Below are 14,859 nucleotides of genomic sequence, written 5' to 3'. Positions count from 1 at the left end.
ATGACATATGTCGTGCTCGGTGCGACCGGGGGTCAAGGCGGAGCGGTGGTCGACGAACTCCTCGCCGCCGGATTGCCCGTCCGCGCCGTCATCCGGGACACCTCGTCCGCCCGCGCCCGGGCACTGTCGGACCGCGGTGTGGAGCTCGCCGTCGGTGACCTCGTGAGCGGCAACGGACTGACCGAGGCCTTCACCGGCAGCACCGGGGTCTTCGCGCTGACCACACCGTTCGAGACCGGACCGGATGCCGAGATCACACAGGGCACGGCCATCGTCGAGGCCGCCACCTCGGCCGGGGCCGGCCATCTCGTGTTCTCGTCGGTGGCGAGTGCGAATCTGGGCACCGGTGTCCCCCACTTCGAGTCCAAGTACCGCGTCGAGCAGTTCCTGACGGCGTCCGGACTCGACCACACGATCGTCGGACCCACCTACTTCTACGACAACATCCTCGGGGCGTCCGACGCACTGACTGCAGGCGTGATGCTTCTGGCGATGCCCTCCGACAAACCCCTGCAACAGCTGTCCCGTCGCGATCTCGGACGATTCGTCGTGGAGGTCTTCGACAACCCCTCCGATCACCTTGGTCGTCGCATCGACCTGGCGTCCGACGACCCCACACCGGCGGCGATGGCGGCCACCCTGTCCACCGTCCTCGGACACGAAGTACGTGCCGAATCCTATGATCCCGAACGTATTTCGTCACCGGACATGCGCGCCATGTTCGGGTTCCTGAGTCGCGAGGGATATTCGGTGGACATCGCCGCACTCCATCATGATCATCCCGATATCGGCTGGATGTCGTTCACCGACTGGGCGGCGGCGTCGCTCCCCCGGTGAACGCACGCGACGGAGTCTCGCGATAGCCCTCTCATATCGCTCGGGTTTGGCACGATTGGACGCGGATCATCCATCACCCACAGCCCGGGAGAGCCATGACCACATCATCGACGTCCGTCGACGTCTCACCCGATCCCGATCGTCGCGCCGACGGCATCGGCCGCCGCCGAGTGCTCGGCGGTGCGGTCGTCGCGGTGGCCGGCGCCGCCACGCTGGCCGCATGCGGCTCGGATGACGACTCCACGTCGTCGACAGGCACCGCCACGACCTCCGGAGGCCAGGGCGCGGCATCCGGCGCACTGGCCGCGACCGCGGATGTCCCGGTGGGCGGTGGCGTCGTCAACGAGTCGGCGAAAACCGTCGTCACCCAGCCGGCAGCCGGACAGTACAAGGCGTTCTCCGCCGTCTGCACCCACAAGGGTTGCCTGGTCAGCGACGTCACCGACGGCAACATCATCTGCCCGTGCCACGGCAGTGAGTTCTCCGCCACCGACGGCAGCGTCACGGCAGGCCCGGCGACCGACCCCTTGGCGAGCACCCCCGTCAAGGTCACCGACGGGCAGATCGTCCCGGCCTGAGCAGTCACGCACTCCGGACAATGCAGCCCGTGGGACACGGAGGCGGGTGGGGGACTTCGGTGACGAGGTCGCAGGTGCAAGAGTGAGAGGGTGCTGTTCCCGACGCTGAGCCCGACCGCTCCCGACCTGCCCGATGCCGTCACCGTGGGTGACGACCGCCTGTCCCGGGAGGACCTCGTCGGTGCCGCCACCGCGGTCGCCGAGCGGATCGCGGGAGCGCGGACCCTCGCCGTCCTGGCACGTCCGAGCACCGATACCGTGCTCGCGATCGTCGGGTGCCTGATCGCCGGGGTGACCGCGGTACCGGTCCCACCCGACTCGGGTCCTCGCGAACTCGACCACATCCTGACCAATTCCGGCGCGCAGGCGTGGCTGGGTGCGGCCCCCGACGACACGTCGCTCCCCGTGATCCCGGTTCGACGGTATGCACGATCCTGGCATCGTCACCCGGAGCCGCCCGGCACGTCGACGGCGCTGATCCTCTACACCTCCGGGACCACCGGGGCACCCAAGGGTGTGCCGCTCACTCGCGACGCGATCGCCGCGGGACTCGACGCCCTCGCCGACGCATGGCGGTGGACTGCCGACGACGTTCTCGCACATGGCCTTCCGCTGTTCCATGTTCACGGCCTGATCCTCGGGGTGCTCGGCCCCCTCCGCCGCGCAGGCCGACTCGTCCACACCGTGAAACCCACCCCGCAGGCCTACGCCGGTGCCGCCGAAGACGGCGCGACGATGTTCTTCGGGGTTCCGACGGTGTGGACGCGCGTCTCCGCAGAACCGGCTGCGGCACAAGCACTGTCGAGTGCCCGGCTACTCGTGTCCGGCAGTGCACCGCTGCCTGTTCCGGTGTTCGACGCAATCCACGCCCGTACCGGACACGAGATCGTGGAACGGTATGGCATGACGGAGACGATGATCACGGTCAGCACCCGCGTCGACGGCGAACGCCGCCCGGGCTGGGTCGGACTCCCCCTCCTCGGCGTGGACACCCGTCTGCGCGAGGGCGATTCCGATGTCCCCCATGACGGTCAGAGCGTCGGCGATCTGCATGTACGCGGCCCGATGATGTCCACCGGGTATCTCCCATCGACCGTTCCGGCCACCGGGACTCGGATCGATCTTAACGAATCATGGCTCGACGAAGGGTTTTTCGCCACCGGCGACGTCGCCGTGATCGATCCCGACGGCATGCACCGCATCGTCGGCAGACGCGCCACGGACCTGATCAAGTCCGGCGGCTACCGTATCGGCGCCGGTGAGATCGAGACCGTACTACTGGGTCACCCCGCCGTCGACGAGGTCGCGGTGATCGGCGTCCCCGACGACGACCTCGGCCAACGTATCGTCGCCTACGTCGTCGGCGAGCGGGTGCGCGATTCCGAACTCATCGACCTGGTGTCGACCGAGTTGTCACATCACAAACGGCCCAGGGAGATCCGATTCGTCGAGGGGCTTCCTCGCAACGCAATGGGCAAGGTGCAGAAGAAGCTACTGGACTGACGCGCCAGGCCGGGGTCGGCCCGGCACCGACGGTGGACTCACACCGTCGTCGAGCATCGACGGTGCCTTCAGTCGCCCCAGCACCACGACCAGGACGAGAGCCACCGCCACCGGGATGCACGCGATGAGCACGATCGACGCTGCCGAGAAGTCCATGCCGATGAGCATGCCGCCGACGATGGGGCCCACCACCGATCCCAGCCGACCCATCGACGAGACCCAGCCGACGCCGGTCGCCGCGGTGGCCTGCGGGTAGATGGACACCGCCACCGCCGACGGACCGATCATCCCGGCTTGGAGGCCGAGTCCGACTCCGCCGAACACCAAGAGCAGCAAGGCTTTGTCGGAGCCGAGGTTTGCCGACAGCACCAGGAAGACGATCGCGACGACCGTCGTGCCGGCCAGCACCGACGTCATCCGGAAACGCAACGCACCGACCATCAACACACCGGCCCCGAGAATGCTGCCGACGCCGAGCGCGGCCGACCCCAGCGGTGCGAGATCCTTGCCGAACCCATAACTGGTCAGCAGTGTCGGCAGCCAGGACGAGAAGATGTAGAAGACACAGAACACCAGAAAGGCAAACGCCCACAACAAGATCGTGCGAGTCCGGACACGCGGATCGAACAACCGGGTGACCGCTGCATGATGCTTGGCGTCCGACGACGACATCGGTGCGACCGCCTGCACCGACCGCTCGTCGGGCAGTCCCAGCCAGAGGCACGGGATCAACACCGCAGAGGCCGCCGCTCCGACGAGGAACACCGACGGCCAACCGTAGGACCGGATGAGCGCGGTCCCGAACAGCCCCGCGATGAGCGCACCTGCGGAGATACCCATGGTGACGAAGACCGCGATCAACTGCCGGTAGCGCGTCGGATTCAGTGCGGTCGCCTGCGCGACCGCTGCCGGCATCACCGCACCCAACCCGAGGCCGGTGAGCAACCGCAGCGCGCTCAGTTCGACGATCGATTGCGACCAGGCGGTGAGCAGGCAACCCACGGTGAAGACCGCGACCGCCACCAGCACCACCCGACGGCATCCGAAGCGCGCGGTGAGTCGGCCAACAGCGATGTAGCCGAGGGCCACGCCCAGGCTGGTCAGCGAGAGTGCGGGGGTGAAATGCGACGCGGGTACGTCCCAATCGTCGGCGAGCGCCGGGACCGACAGCCCGAGCGCGATCGTGTCGTAGCCGTCGAGCACGACGGCGACGAAGGCCAGGATCAGCACCGGCCAGTTGGGCCGGTCCTGGGTGCCGGATGTTTCGGCGGTCGGTCCGCTCATGTCGTCCTCGTCGTCGTCGGGCGGGAGGGCTGAAGTTCCTGCACCGGGGCCTGTTTTATCTTTGCGACAAGACAGTTGTAATGGCTTGGCGCTAAGAGGTCAACGGGTGCGGCCCCCTCGGACGGGCCGTGTAACGACACTTTTACCGCCGGGAAACGCTAGAGATGCAGGTCACAGCAACTGCGCCAGGCTGCGGACGGTCACACGGATATTTTTTGCCGAACCGTCCTTCCGCCGGGTTTCGGCCCGCCCTTCGTGCACGCGAGGACCGGGTGCCCAGCGGAAGGACTCGGAAATACGTCACAGCTGACCGGCTCAGCGAACCTTGGTCATGACCTCCGCCGCGTAAAGGTCCATGGTCGCGCGGACCTCAGACTCGGGCATGCCACCGATGTCGAACACCGCGAGGTGACGATCGGGCTGCAGCGCCTCCTTGATCGACTCGAGGCGATCGACCACCTCAGCCGGCGAGCCGACCAGGGCGGGGCCGTTGATGAGGCGATCGAAGTCGACTTTCACGTCGACGCCCCGGAGCTGATTTGCCCAGTCGGCGTATGACGTGAGGTACGGGCGCTTCTCGTCCCGGGCCTGCTGCGAGGTCGGCGCGACATGGATATGGCTGCACGCACCGACGAACGACTGCTCCTCGTATCCGTTCTCGACCATGAGCTCCCGATACAGAGCGATCATGTCCTTCCACTCCTCGGCGCGCTTGAAGATCGACGGCAGCATGAGTGGCATCCCCATCGCAGCGGTCCAGCGCACCGACTCTTCGGACATACCGGTGCCCATCCAGATCGACGGCGTGCGCTGGGCCGGGAACGGCTTGAGCGTGATGCCGTTGAGGTCCGGACGACTCGCCCCCGACCAGACGACCGATTCCTCGGTGAACAGCCGACGCACGAGCTCGAGCTTCTCGACAAGCATGTCGCGCGACTTGTCCTGTTCCACACCGAATTCGGCGTACCCGTCGGCAGAGATGCCGCGTCCGAGCACCATCTCGGCGCGACCGTTCGAGATCTGGTCGAGCGTGGCGAAGTCCTCGGCCACCCGGACGGCGTCCAGCATCGGCAACAGGGTCACACCGGTGGTCAGCCGGATGCGGCTGGTTCGCGCCGCTACCGCGGACAGGACCGGGAACGGCGACGGGATGATGTAGTCGTTGAAATGGTGCTCGCCGATGGCCAGCACTTCGAAGCCGAGTTCCTCGGCATACACACTGGTTTCGACGATCGAGCGAATGCGCTCACCCTGGGACTCCTGCTCCCCGGTGTTCGGGTTTGGCAGGTGATCTCCCAGAGACATCAAACCGATTTCCATGGTGGTTCTCCTCACAAGTGGACTGAATCTGACTTTAGGTTCAGTTATGAGGATGCGTCAAGGCCTCGGCCGCAGACACTCGGGTCCGTTCTCGCCGACCGCGCGACCGATCCCGGCCGCGCTGCCTGCCGCGAGCCGCCGGAGTGACCGCCCTCGACAACGGTCACCAGAAAGCGCCGAGCACGCGCGCATTCCGACCGATCCCATGCCGCCGCCCCAGACAACCGAGGGTCTGCGCAGTCAGGGCACGCATGGTCGACGCGATGAACCAGCCTCCGGCAGTGGCAGTTTCGTCAGGACGCGCCGGATCGAGCGGTCCGCCCCCGCCTGGCCGCGGCCGGTCCGTACACGGCGCCGAACCACATGGCCGTCAACGTGTCGATCGCCGTGTCGTCGTCGGGCGGCTCGACCCCCTTGTCGCCCTTGCCTGCCAACCACGTCCAGCTGAACGACTCGAGCATGGACACGATGGCCGAAGCCATCGTCGGGATGTCGACATCCTCGAGGTGCCCTGCGTCGCGAGCCGCCTCGAGTTGCCCGATGACGCCACGGACACCGATGCCGCGCACGGCGCGCCATCGGGCCGCGTACGACTCGTCGGTCATCGACAGCTGGAAAAGTCCGATCATCTCCGGCACGTGTTGCCGGAATGCGGTCCAGTAGGCGGTCACCGCACCCCGCACACTCTCGTACGGGTCGTCGGATCTGGCACTCAGGGCCGCGTGCGTGACCTCGCCGCCGAACTGTTCGAGCAACGCGTCGAGCAGTTGCTCTTTGTTCTCGTAGTAGTTGTAGAACGACCCCGGCGAGCGGCCCGCAGCCCGGGCGATGTCGGCGATCTTCGCGTTGAAGTAGCCGTTTCGGGCGAAGACCTCACGGGCGGCCTGCAGCAATGCGTCCTCGGTACGCTGCCCCTTGCTCTTGCCTGCCACGAACCGCCTCCTCAACCGCATCGACCTCGTCACCGTATCGGTCGATCACGTGTCGCAGGCGGCGACGCCTCCGGATCACGACGGATTCGGGGATCCCTCTTGACATGAACTGAATCTTGAGTCAGATTCAGTTCACGCGCGTATCGCACATCACAAGATGGGCCGACCTCGCCGGAGATCACCCTCCGGCGAGCGATGAGCGTTTGTTGCCGCCCCGCCGGAGAGGAATCGCCATGACCGAAGTTGAGACGATCGACCAGGCGGTACGACGCCATTCGGCAGACCGACCTGAGGTGCCGGCGTTCGTCGATCCGCAGCGATTGGTGACCTGGGCGGAACTCGACGCGGCCGCTGACCGCTGTGCCGGACAACTCCGTGAGCTCGGAGTCGGCAGGGGTGACCGTGTCGCATGGCTGGGACCCAATGCACCCGCCTACGCGACCATGGTGATCGGTGCGTGGCGAGTCGGTGCATCCGTTGTCGGCCTCAACTTCCGCCTGCCACCGAGCGAGCTCGCCGCCATCACCGAGGCGATCGGCGTCGCGCACGCCGTCGTCGACGCGCGCTTCGCGGCGATGGCAGAGCATCTCACCGCGCGTGGCACCACCGTGGTCGAACGATCCGAGGTCTGGCCGCCACTCGATCAGCCCGCCATCGCCGAACCCGTGGTCTGGGACGACGAGGACGAGGCGATGATCTACTTCACCTCCGGGTCGACCGGCCATCCGAAGGCCGTGCCGCTGACGCGCAGCGCCGTCGAGGCGACCATGCTCTCGGCCGACGTGCACGAGTTCACCACCGACAGCAAAGCCCTGATCATCCCGCCCGCCTTCCACGCCGCCGGTGCCACCTGGACCAACTACTGTCTGCACAACGGCGCAACGGTCGTCTACACCGACGACGCGTCACCGGCCGGAATTGCGCGAACGATCAACGAGCACCAGATCACCCACGCCATCCTGGTACCCACCCTCATCCATTCGTTGGTCGAGGAGCTCAAGCGCAATCCACAACCTCTCCCCTCGCTGCACCATGTCGCCTACGGCGCATCGCCGATCACCCAGCACCTGTTGGGCGAGGCTCTCGAGATCCTCGGATGCGACTTCTGCCAGGTCTACGGACTGTCCGAGGGCGGTGGCGCGATCGCGTTCCTCCCGCCCGAGGACCATGTGGGCGACAACCCCGCTCATCTCTCCTCGGCCGGAAGACCTTGTATCGGTGTCGAGGTCGAGGTCCGCGACTTTTCCGGCGCCGTTCTCGGAACCGGGGAGTCGGGCGAATTATGGTTTCGCGCACCAACTCTCACCCGGGGGTACATCGGCAACCAGGAGGCCACCGGAAGGGTGCTGATCGACGGCTGGCTCAACACCCGCGACGTCGGGTTCGTGGACGCAGACGGCTACATCTACGTCGAAGGCCGCTCCGACGACATGATCCAGAGCGGCGCCGAGAATGTGCATCCGCAGGCCGTCGAGGAGGTCGTCATCACGCTTCCGGGCGTCCAGGAATGCGCGGTCTACGGGACACCCGATCCACATTGGGGGCAGCGGGTGACCGCCGCGATCGTTGCCGATCGCGACATCAGCGAATCCGAGGTGATCGAGTGGTGCAAAGCGCGACTCGCGGCATACCAGGTCCCGAAGGTGGTGGTGGTCTTGTCGGAACTCCCCCGCACCGCGACCGGAAAGGTACAGCGCAAGGTGCTCGCCGGTATGGCCGAGCCCGCACCGGCCGGCTGACCTGTTCGGGCCTACTCGGCCCTGATCTTCCGACGGCCACCCGGCAGGGTGGCACCGTTGACCTCACGTCCACGGCGCCTCACTGCCGGGTGGTTCTGGTGGAGCCCCCTGGAGCCCCTGCCCCCACTGGCCCTTACAGGCGGGAGCGTCCGCGATTACGCAGCGCCTGTCGGGCCATGGCTGCCGACGCGTCGACGATCCGGTCGCCGTAACGCTCCAGCACGAGATCCTGGGTGGCCGCCAGATGGGCACGCGCCAGACTCTCGGCCTTGTCGGCGTGACCCGCCGTGATCTCCTTGAGAAGTTTCCGGTGCGTTCGCACCGCCGCTTCGGCCTCCAGCTGTGACGGATACTCGCCGTGACGATGACGCGCCTCCGCCCACGCCTCCTCTTGCGCCGTCCACAACGCGACGTAGCTCCCCACGGCGTAGCGCAGGGTGGCATTGGGCGTGAACGACACCACCAGGTCGTGGAAATCGCGGGCCGAATGGGTGAACTCCGCACCCTCGGTGACCACGTCACTGGATTCTTCGATCGCCGCGGTCAGTGCGGGCACCACGACCTCGGAGCGGTCGTCGCGCTTCGCGCACTCGGCGGCGCACAGCGGCTCGAGCATGCGCAGCCCGTGAGCGAGGTCGCGCAAGGTCACCCGACCGGCCTGCAGCGAGAGCCCCAGGTGATAAGCGGCCGACGTCTCGTCGGGACGATGCACGTCGGCACCACCGACGTTGCCGCGTCGGACGGTGACCAGGCCTTCGGTCTCGAGTATCCGCAGGGCCTCTCGGATCGACGGATAGCTGACGCCGAAGTCCCGTACGAGCTGCTCCTGCGTGGGCAGCCGATAATCCTCGACGTCGAGGATCAGGGTGCGGAGCTCGGCGGCCACGGTCTCTGCGATGCGCCGCTGTGGGACACGACCATTTCTCACAGCAGTCACGCCGGCCACATTTCGTTCATGACGAAAGTGTAGGACAAGGCCATGGTCTTTACCATGCAAGTATTCCAATCCTTGCAAGGATTGACGTACTGTGGCCGCTATGGACTTCACCATGGGCGATGCGGCGACAGACCTACGCCGGGACCTGCGCCGCCTGATGCGCGAGCACCTACCCGAAGATTTCCGCGGGCCGTTCACCGACGATCCCACCGATCTGCAGACGGCGCAGGAGTTCTGCCGCCTCCTGGCCGATCAGGGCCTGCTCTGCCTCGCCTGGCCCGAGGAATTCGGCGGTCGCGGCGCATCCATCTGGGAACAGACCGTGGTCCGCGAGGAGATGTGGGCTCATCACGAGCCACGCGGCGCCCAGTACATGGGGGTCAACTGGGTCGGTCCGGCGATCATGCGCCACGGCACGGAAACCCAACAGCGCAAGCACCTTCCACCGATTGCGCGGGGCGAGTCGATCTGGTGTCAGGGGTTCAGCGAACCCGGCTCCGGCTCGGACCTGGCCTCGGTGCGCACGGCGGCGCACCGCGAGGGCGACGGCTGGAGCATCTCGGGTCAGAAGATCTGGACGTCGTATGCCGGTATGGCGCAATGGTGTTTCCTCCTCGCCCGGACATCGTCGACCGGCCGCAAGCAAGAAGGCCTGACCGTCTTTCTGGTACCGATGTCCGATCCCGCGATCGAGGTTCGACCGATCCGATCGATGCTGGGACCGCACCACCTCAACGAGGTCTTCTTCGATTCACTCAAGGTGAGCGAATCCGATGTCCTGGGCGAGGTCGACGACGGTTGGCATGTCGTGCAGGAGGTCCTCGCGTTCGAACGCGTCGGCATCGCTCGATACGCACGATGCGAACGACTCCTCCGATCAGCTCCCGAGATCCTCGGCGACCGTTGGCCGGACCTCCCCGACGACCTCCGTTCACGGTGGGTCCGAGAGTTGTTGCTCTGTCGCCGCGCTCGGCTGATGGCCTATCGCGTACTGGCGACACAGAACGAGGGGCGCGTGCGTCCCGGCGATTCGGCCGCATATCGAATCGCGGTGACCCGTCTCGACCAGACCAGTGCCGACGTCCTCACCGAGATCGCCGCGTACGCACCGACCGACAACGCGGCCGCCGACACGTTCCGCCACGACGTCCACGCCAATTGGGCGTACTCGCAGGCGGCCACCGTGTCCTCCGGCAGTATCGAGATGCAACGCATTCTGCTGGCCCGCGACCTGCTGGCGGCCTCGTGAACATCGACCTGAGTGCGGAGGCGACCGATTACGGGAACGCCGCCCGCGATGCGTTCAAGGCCGCAGGCGGCGACCAGCTCATCCAGTCGGCCGAGATCGAACCGTCGCGGCGACACGAGGTGCTCGCACCTGTGTTCGCCGAACTCGGCGCCTGGGACCTCGATCCCCGCAACAGCGCAGACGAACTCGAGGCAGCGGCGGCGTTGTGCCGCAGCGCCGGACATTGGACGGTGCCCTATCCCGTTGCCGAGCGACTCGCGAGGCCCGTTGATCTCGAGGCCGACGGCCTGCTCGTGGTTGCCGAGCACGACCCCGCAGGCCCGGTCGCCGATCTCGATCTGCGGTGGGCGGCGGCCACTCTGGACGGCCGACGCAGCATCGCCGCGGCTCACCCGTCATCGGAACCGCCACGCACATCGGGCTTCGTGACCCGTCTGGATCTCGAGCCCGTCGACCACGAGGGCGCAGGCGACATCGCCCTCGGTCTGGTCCTGCCGGTCTGGACCCTGCTCGGAATGCTCGATCGAGCAATGGAACTCACCCGAGAGCATGTCCTCCTCCGCGAGCAGTTCGGTCGACCGCTCGCCAAGTTGCAGGGCGTGCAGTTCCAGTTGACCGATGCCGAGGTCGAACGAGTCGGGGTGGAAGTCCTTGCCAAACATGCACTCTGGAGCCTGCAGACCGGCGATCCCGGCGCTCTTGTCGATGCGCTGGCTCTCCGGCTGGCCGCCATCGAGGCCGCCGCAGTGGTGTTCCGGATCGCGCACCAACTGCACGGCGCATCGGGCTTCTGCGACGAGACGACCCTGTCGTGGACGTCGCGGTACAGTCTCGCGCTGCGCCGCTTGCCCTTAGGGCTCTCCGCCACCGCCACCGCGCTGACCGACCTGACCGGCCGACGCGGCCTCCCCGGGATCGACGACATCGGGCCCGGGGCCATCGATGCCGAGGTGACTTCGTGAACCATGACCTTCCGAGCGAATTGATTGTCGAAGCCGACGGACCGATACGGGTCGTCACCATCAATCGCCCGGAGGAGCTCGGTGCGGTGAACAAATCACTGCATTGGGCTCTGGCGAACGTGTGGCGACAGATCGCCGCAGACCGCGAGGCTGCTGTCGTGATTCTGACCGGTACGGGCCGCGCCTTCAGCGCCGGCGGCGATCTGGACTGGATCAGTTCGTTCCTCGACGATCCGGTCGCACGCGACGAGAGTCTGCGCGAGGGCGCCGAGATCATCGAGGAGCTGCTCCGTTTCCCCCTGCCCGTGATCACCGCGGTGAACGGTCCCGCAGTCGGACTCGGTTGCAGCATCGCAGTACTCGGCGACATCACGCTGATGTCCGAGTCCGCGTATCTGGCCGACCCCCATGTGGCGGTCGGACTCGTGGCCGGCGACGGCGGCGCGGCATTCTGGCCGCTGCTCACACCGATCCTGCGCTCGCGCGAGTACCTCTTCACCGGCGACCGCATCCCCGCAGCGACCGCCGTCGAACTCGGGCTGGCCAGCCGCACGACGACGCCCGGAGACCTCATGGGAGAAGCTCGCCAGCTCGCCCTCCGACTCGCCGAGCAACCCCGCGAGGCGCTGCAGAGCACCAAACGCATCGTGAACATGTATCTGAGCCAGGCACTGGGCGGGCCGATGCAGGCAGGTTTCGCCGCGGAGGCGGTCACGATGCGCTCGCCCGAACACCGAGAACGCCTCGAAGCTCTGGCCGGTCGGGGTCGCCGACGATGAGCCCGTCCGCACCCGCCCCGACCGTGGACACCTTTCGCGACGAGGTCCGAACCTGGTGTCGGGCCCAGATACCCGGCGACTGGCGAGCCACACAGACCGGGGTGTCCGAGGACGAGTTCGTACGCTTCCAGAAGGCATGGTTCGGCGAACTGCGCGAGGCAGGCTATGCGGTCCCGCATTGGCCCCGCGAGTGGGGCGGCGGGATGTCGGTGGAGCAGCAGGTGATCCTGTACCAGGAGTTGGCGGCCCACGATGCGCCACGGCTGGTTCTCCCGTTCGTGTCGATCCATCATGCGGCGTCCACCCTGCTGGCCGCCGGCACCGACGATCAGCGTCGTCGTCACCTACCCGCCATCCTCGAAGGTGAGATCTGGTGTCAGGGGTTCTCCGAACCGGAGGCCGGCTCCGACATGGCCGCGATCCGCACAACGGCCCGACGCGACGGCGACCGATACATCGTGAACGGCCAGAAGCTCTGGGCCAGCGGCGCCCGGCATGCCGACTGGTGCCTGCTGCTCGCCCGCACCGACCCGGATGCGCCCAAGCGACACGGAATCTCGTACTTTCTGCTCGATATGCGGACGACCGGAATCGACGTGCGGCCGATCCGGCAGGCAACCGGCGAGTCCCATTTCTGCGAGATCTACCTCGATGACGTGGTGATCCCCGCCGCCGATCGAGTAGGACCCGAGAACAAGGGCTGGCAGGTCGCGCAGCAGACGCTGGGAGCCGAACGCGGCATGACGATGCTCGAACTCACCGAGCGGCTGGGACATGGCGGCTTCGGCTGGCTGCTGTCGGAGTGCGCTCGTCCCGGCGCCGATGGAACACGCCCGGTGGACGATGCACGGATCGCGGATCGTCTGGCGCAGTTCGAGATCGAAGTGGACGGACTGCGGATGCTGGTCGGCGACTTCGTCGCCCAGGACAACCCCGGGCCTGCCGACGCGTCGGTGGTGAAGCTCTACTACAGCGAACTCCTGCAGAGCATGATGGACTTCGGCACCGAGGTCGGCGGGCTCGATGCTCACACCGCTCTGCGCAAGCCGCTGTCGAGTGGGTGGGAATCAGCTTGTTGGATGCTGGATTTCGTGGGTTCCTGGGAGTGGACGATCCCCGGCGGGACGAGCGAGATCCAGCGGACGATCATCGGCGAGCGAGGCCTGGGCCTGCCGCGGGAACCGGGGGGACGATGATGACGACCGTGACCGACCTCGCCGCCGCACACGAGGAATTGGCGCACGTCACTCGCAAGGCACTGGCGACCGCTGCCCCGGAGGAAGCAGTCGACTGGGATCTGGTCGTGCGGTCGGGGTGGGTCGGCCTCGAGGCACCATCGTCGGTCGACGGCGCCGACGCCACCTTCGCCGAAGTCGCGGTTGTCCTGCGCGAGTGGGGACGAGCAGCCGCGCTGGGACCGTATCCGTCTGTGACCCTGGCCGTCGCAGCCCTGGTCGGCACCGGCCTCGACCGGCCGCTGAGTCGAGCCATCGACGGACACTCGACACCGATCGTCGTCCTGTCCGCCGCGGGCGACGGGCCGAGTCAACTCGAACTCGGAGCCGACGGGGACGCGACGCTGACCGGGTCGACGACCTTTGTACCCGACGCCGACCGTGCCGACCTCCTGCTCGTTCCGGCCCGCACTCCCGACGGCGAGATCGTGCTGGTGACAGTTGATCCGAACGCCACGGGGGTGTCCATCCGGACCAAGCCCGTGGTCGATGCGACACGGGACCTCGCCGACATCAGCCTCGACGGCGTTCATGTCACCCGCGGCCAGGTGGCACGGTGGGGATCCGACGGCGGGACCGCCATCGACCGGCTTCGTGACCGCGCTGCACTGTCCATCGCGTGCGACAGCGTCGGGCTTGCCGACGCGATGCTCGACGCCACGGTCACCTATGCGGGTGTCCGAGAGCAATTCGGGCGCAAGATCGGCTCGTTCCAGGCGGTCAAACACGCCTGCGCGGACATGCTGGTGCAAGTGTCGGTGGCTCGTCGTCTCGTTCAGGCGGCGATCGACGCCGTTGTCTCCGACGACCCGGCAGCCCCCATCGCCGTCTCGAAAGCTGCGTCCTTCGCCGACGAAGCCGCGGTGTCGGTGTGCGGCAAAGCTGTCCAGCTACACGGCGGGATCGGATACACCTGGGAGAGTGGCCTGCACGTCTATCTCAAGCGGGCGACCCTCAACCGCTCGCTGTACGGTTCGCCGGCGTGGCATCGCGCCCGAATCGCCGAACGGTACAGAGATGCCGAGCCACCAAACCCCATCGCAAACCCTAGGAGGGCGGCCGCCACCGGCACGCCCACACCGTCGGTCGCCCTAGGTACGCCAGCACCGTCGGCCGAGTAGGCACCGAGGCGCCAGCCGCCGTACCGAGACCCGGGGAACTCCCATCGCTTTCTGGTTGCTTCATGGGCACGCCATACTGCCGGTCGAGTTTCGGAACCGCACACTGCCGGTCGAGTAGGCGCCGAGGCGCCAGCCGAGGCACCGTATCGAGACCAACGACCCAGCGCGAGATCTCGATACGCGGCCTCGCAAGCGCTCGAACGCTACTCGATCAGCAGATACAGGCCTACCCCACTGGCTCGGACGCTACTGGATTCGACAGGTACAGGCCCACCCCGCTGGCTCCGACGCTACTGAATTCGGCAGGCACGCACACTGCCGGTCGAGTAGGCGCCGAGGCGCCAGCCGAGGCACCGTATCGAGACCAACGACCCAGCGCGAGA

Annotated in this window: 13 protein-coding genes; 9 read left to right on the top strand and 4 right to left on the bottom strand. The window is 66.9% G+C overall.

Annotation, left to right across the window (positions count from 1 at the left end; genetic code table 11):
- The 3 genes from AAFP35_RS18485 (at position 1) to AAFP35_RS18475 (ending at position 2,918) form a co-directional block, all read left to right on the top strand.
- Positions 1 to 837, top strand: a complete 837-nt coding sequence (locus AAFP35_RS18485; protein WP_419223103.1) for an NmrA/HSCARG family protein — start codon at positions 1 to 3, stop codon at positions 835 to 837.
- 95 nt (positions 838 to 932) lie between these two features.
- Positions 933 to 1,415: a Rieske (2Fe-2S) protein gene (locus tag AAFP35_RS18480; RefSeq protein WP_419223102.1), complete on the top strand. Its 483-nt coding sequence runs from the start codon at positions 933 to 935 to the stop codon at positions 1,413 to 1,415.
- Between the two features lie 90 nt (positions 1,416 to 1,505).
- Positions 1,506 to 2,918: an acyl-CoA synthetase gene (locus AAFP35_RS18475; protein ID WP_419223101.1), complete on the top strand. Its 1,413-nt coding sequence runs from the start codon at positions 1,506 to 1,508 to the stop codon at positions 2,916 to 2,918.
- Here AAFP35_RS18475 and AAFP35_RS18470 read toward each other — a convergent pair.
- From AAFP35_RS18470 to AAFP35_RS18460, 3 genes are all read right to left on the bottom strand, one after another.
- Entirely contained in the window at positions 2,907 to 4,202 is a 1,296-nt protein-coding gene (locus AAFP35_RS18470) for an MFS transporter (protein WP_419223100.1), read from the bottom strand. The two genes, AAFP35_RS18475 and AAFP35_RS18470, sit on opposite strands and share 12 nt — an antisense overlap.
- Positions 4,203 to 4,517: 315 nt before the next feature.
- A complete protein-coding gene (locus tag AAFP35_RS18465; protein ID WP_419223099.1) occupies positions 4,518 to 5,522 on the bottom strand; it encodes an LLM class flavin-dependent oxidoreductase in 1,005 nt (334 codons plus the stop codon).
- Positions 5,523 to 5,815: 293 nt separating this feature from the next.
- Positions 5,816 to 6,454 carry a TetR/AcrR family transcriptional regulator gene (locus AAFP35_RS18460; RefSeq protein WP_419223098.1) on the bottom strand — a complete coding sequence of 213 codons (639 nt, stop codon included), beginning with the start codon at positions 6,452 to 6,454 and terminating at the stop codon, positions 5,816 to 5,818.
- Positions 6,455 to 6,687: 233 nt separating this feature from the next.
- On the opposite strand from AAFP35_RS18460, the gene AAFP35_RS18455 reads away from it, so the two are divergent.
- Positions 6,688 to 8,193 (top strand): class I adenylate-forming enzyme family protein, encoded by a 1,506-nt coding sequence (locus AAFP35_RS18455; protein ID WP_419223097.1) that lies wholly within the window; start codon positions 6,688 to 6,690, stop codon positions 8,191 to 8,193.
- Positions 8,194 to 8,326: 133 nt separating this feature from the next.
- On the opposite strand, the gene AAFP35_RS18450 is transcribed toward AAFP35_RS18455, so the two are convergent.
- Positions 8,327 to 9,130 carry a FadR/GntR family transcriptional regulator gene (locus AAFP35_RS18450; protein WP_419223096.1) on the bottom strand — a complete coding sequence of 268 codons (804 nt, stop codon included), beginning with the start codon at positions 9,128 to 9,130 and terminating at the stop codon, positions 8,327 to 8,329.
- Between the two features lie 100 nt (positions 9,131 to 9,230).
- Between AAFP35_RS18450 and AAFP35_RS18445 the strand changes: the two genes are divergently transcribed.
- From AAFP35_RS18445 to AAFP35_RS18425, 5 genes are read left to right on the top strand one after another with little or no spacing between them, the layout of a single operon-like run.
- Complete coding sequence (locus AAFP35_RS18445; RefSeq protein WP_419223095.1) at positions 9,231 to 10,379, top strand: acyl-CoA dehydrogenase family protein; 1,149 nt, start codon at positions 9,231 to 9,233, stop codon at positions 10,377 to 10,379.
- A complete protein-coding gene (locus AAFP35_RS18440; protein WP_419223094.1) occupies positions 10,376 to 11,341 on the top strand; it encodes an acyl-CoA dehydrogenase family protein in 966 nt (321 codons plus the stop codon). Before AAFP35_RS18445 ends, AAFP35_RS18440 begins: the two co-directional genes overlap by 4 nt.
- The gene (locus AAFP35_RS18435) at positions 11,338 to 12,120 is read left to right on the top strand and encodes an enoyl-CoA hydratase/isomerase family protein (protein ID WP_419223093.1); all 783 of its coding nucleotides are present in this window, start codon (positions 11,338 to 11,340) and stop codon (positions 12,118 to 12,120) included. Before AAFP35_RS18440 ends, AAFP35_RS18435 begins: the two co-directional genes overlap by 4 nt.
- Positions 12,117 to 13,316, top strand: coding sequence for an acyl-CoA dehydrogenase family protein (locus tag AAFP35_RS18430; protein WP_419223092.1), 1,200 nt, complete (start codon positions 12,117 to 12,119; stop codon positions 13,314 to 13,316). Before AAFP35_RS18435 ends, AAFP35_RS18430 begins: the two co-directional genes overlap by 4 nt.
- Positions 13,313 to 14,476, top strand: coding sequence for an acyl-CoA dehydrogenase family protein (locus tag AAFP35_RS18425; RefSeq protein WP_419223091.1), 1,164 nt, complete (start codon positions 13,313 to 13,315; stop codon positions 14,474 to 14,476). Before AAFP35_RS18430 ends, AAFP35_RS18425 begins: the two co-directional genes overlap by 4 nt.
- Positions 14,477 to 14,859 lie beyond the last annotated feature (383 nt).

Source organism: Gordonia sp. CPCC 206044, assembly GCF_048537895.1.
GTDB lineage: Bacteria > Actinomycetota > Actinomycetes > Mycobacteriales > Mycobacteriaceae > Gordonia.
Note: the sequence above shows the minus strand (reverse complement) of the source record. Positions and strands in the feature narration are given on the sequence as shown.

Coding starts and splice junctions, on each gene's coding strand:
- AAFP35_RS18485 (WP_419223103.1), top strand. CDS start 1: ATGACATATGTCGTGCTCGGTGCGACCGGGGGTCAAGGCGGAGCGGTG.
- AAFP35_RS18480 (WP_419223102.1), top strand. CDS start 933: ATGACCACATCATCGACGTCCGTCGACGTCTCACCCGATCCCGATCGT.
- AAFP35_RS18470 (WP_419223100.1), bottom strand. CDS start 4,202: ATGAGCGGACCGACCGCCGAAACATCCGGCACCCAGGACCGGCCCAAC.
- AAFP35_RS18465 (WP_419223099.1), bottom strand. CDS start 5,522: ATGGAAATCGGTTTGATGTCTCTGGGAGATCACCTGCCAAACCCGAAC.
- AAFP35_RS18455 (WP_419223097.1), top strand. CDS start 6,688: ATGACCGAAGTTGAGACGATCGACCAGGCGGTACGACGCCATTCGGCA.
- AAFP35_RS18445 (WP_419223095.1), top strand. CDS start 9,231: ATGGACTTCACCATGGGCGATGCGGCGACAGACCTACGCCGGGACCTG.
- AAFP35_RS18430 (WP_419223092.1), top strand. CDS start 12,117: ATGAGCCCGTCCGCACCCGCCCCGACCGTGGACACCTTTCGCGACGAG.
- AAFP35_RS18425 (WP_419223091.1), top strand. CDS start 13,313: ATGATGACGACCGTGACCGACCTCGCCGCCGCACACGAGGAATTGGCG.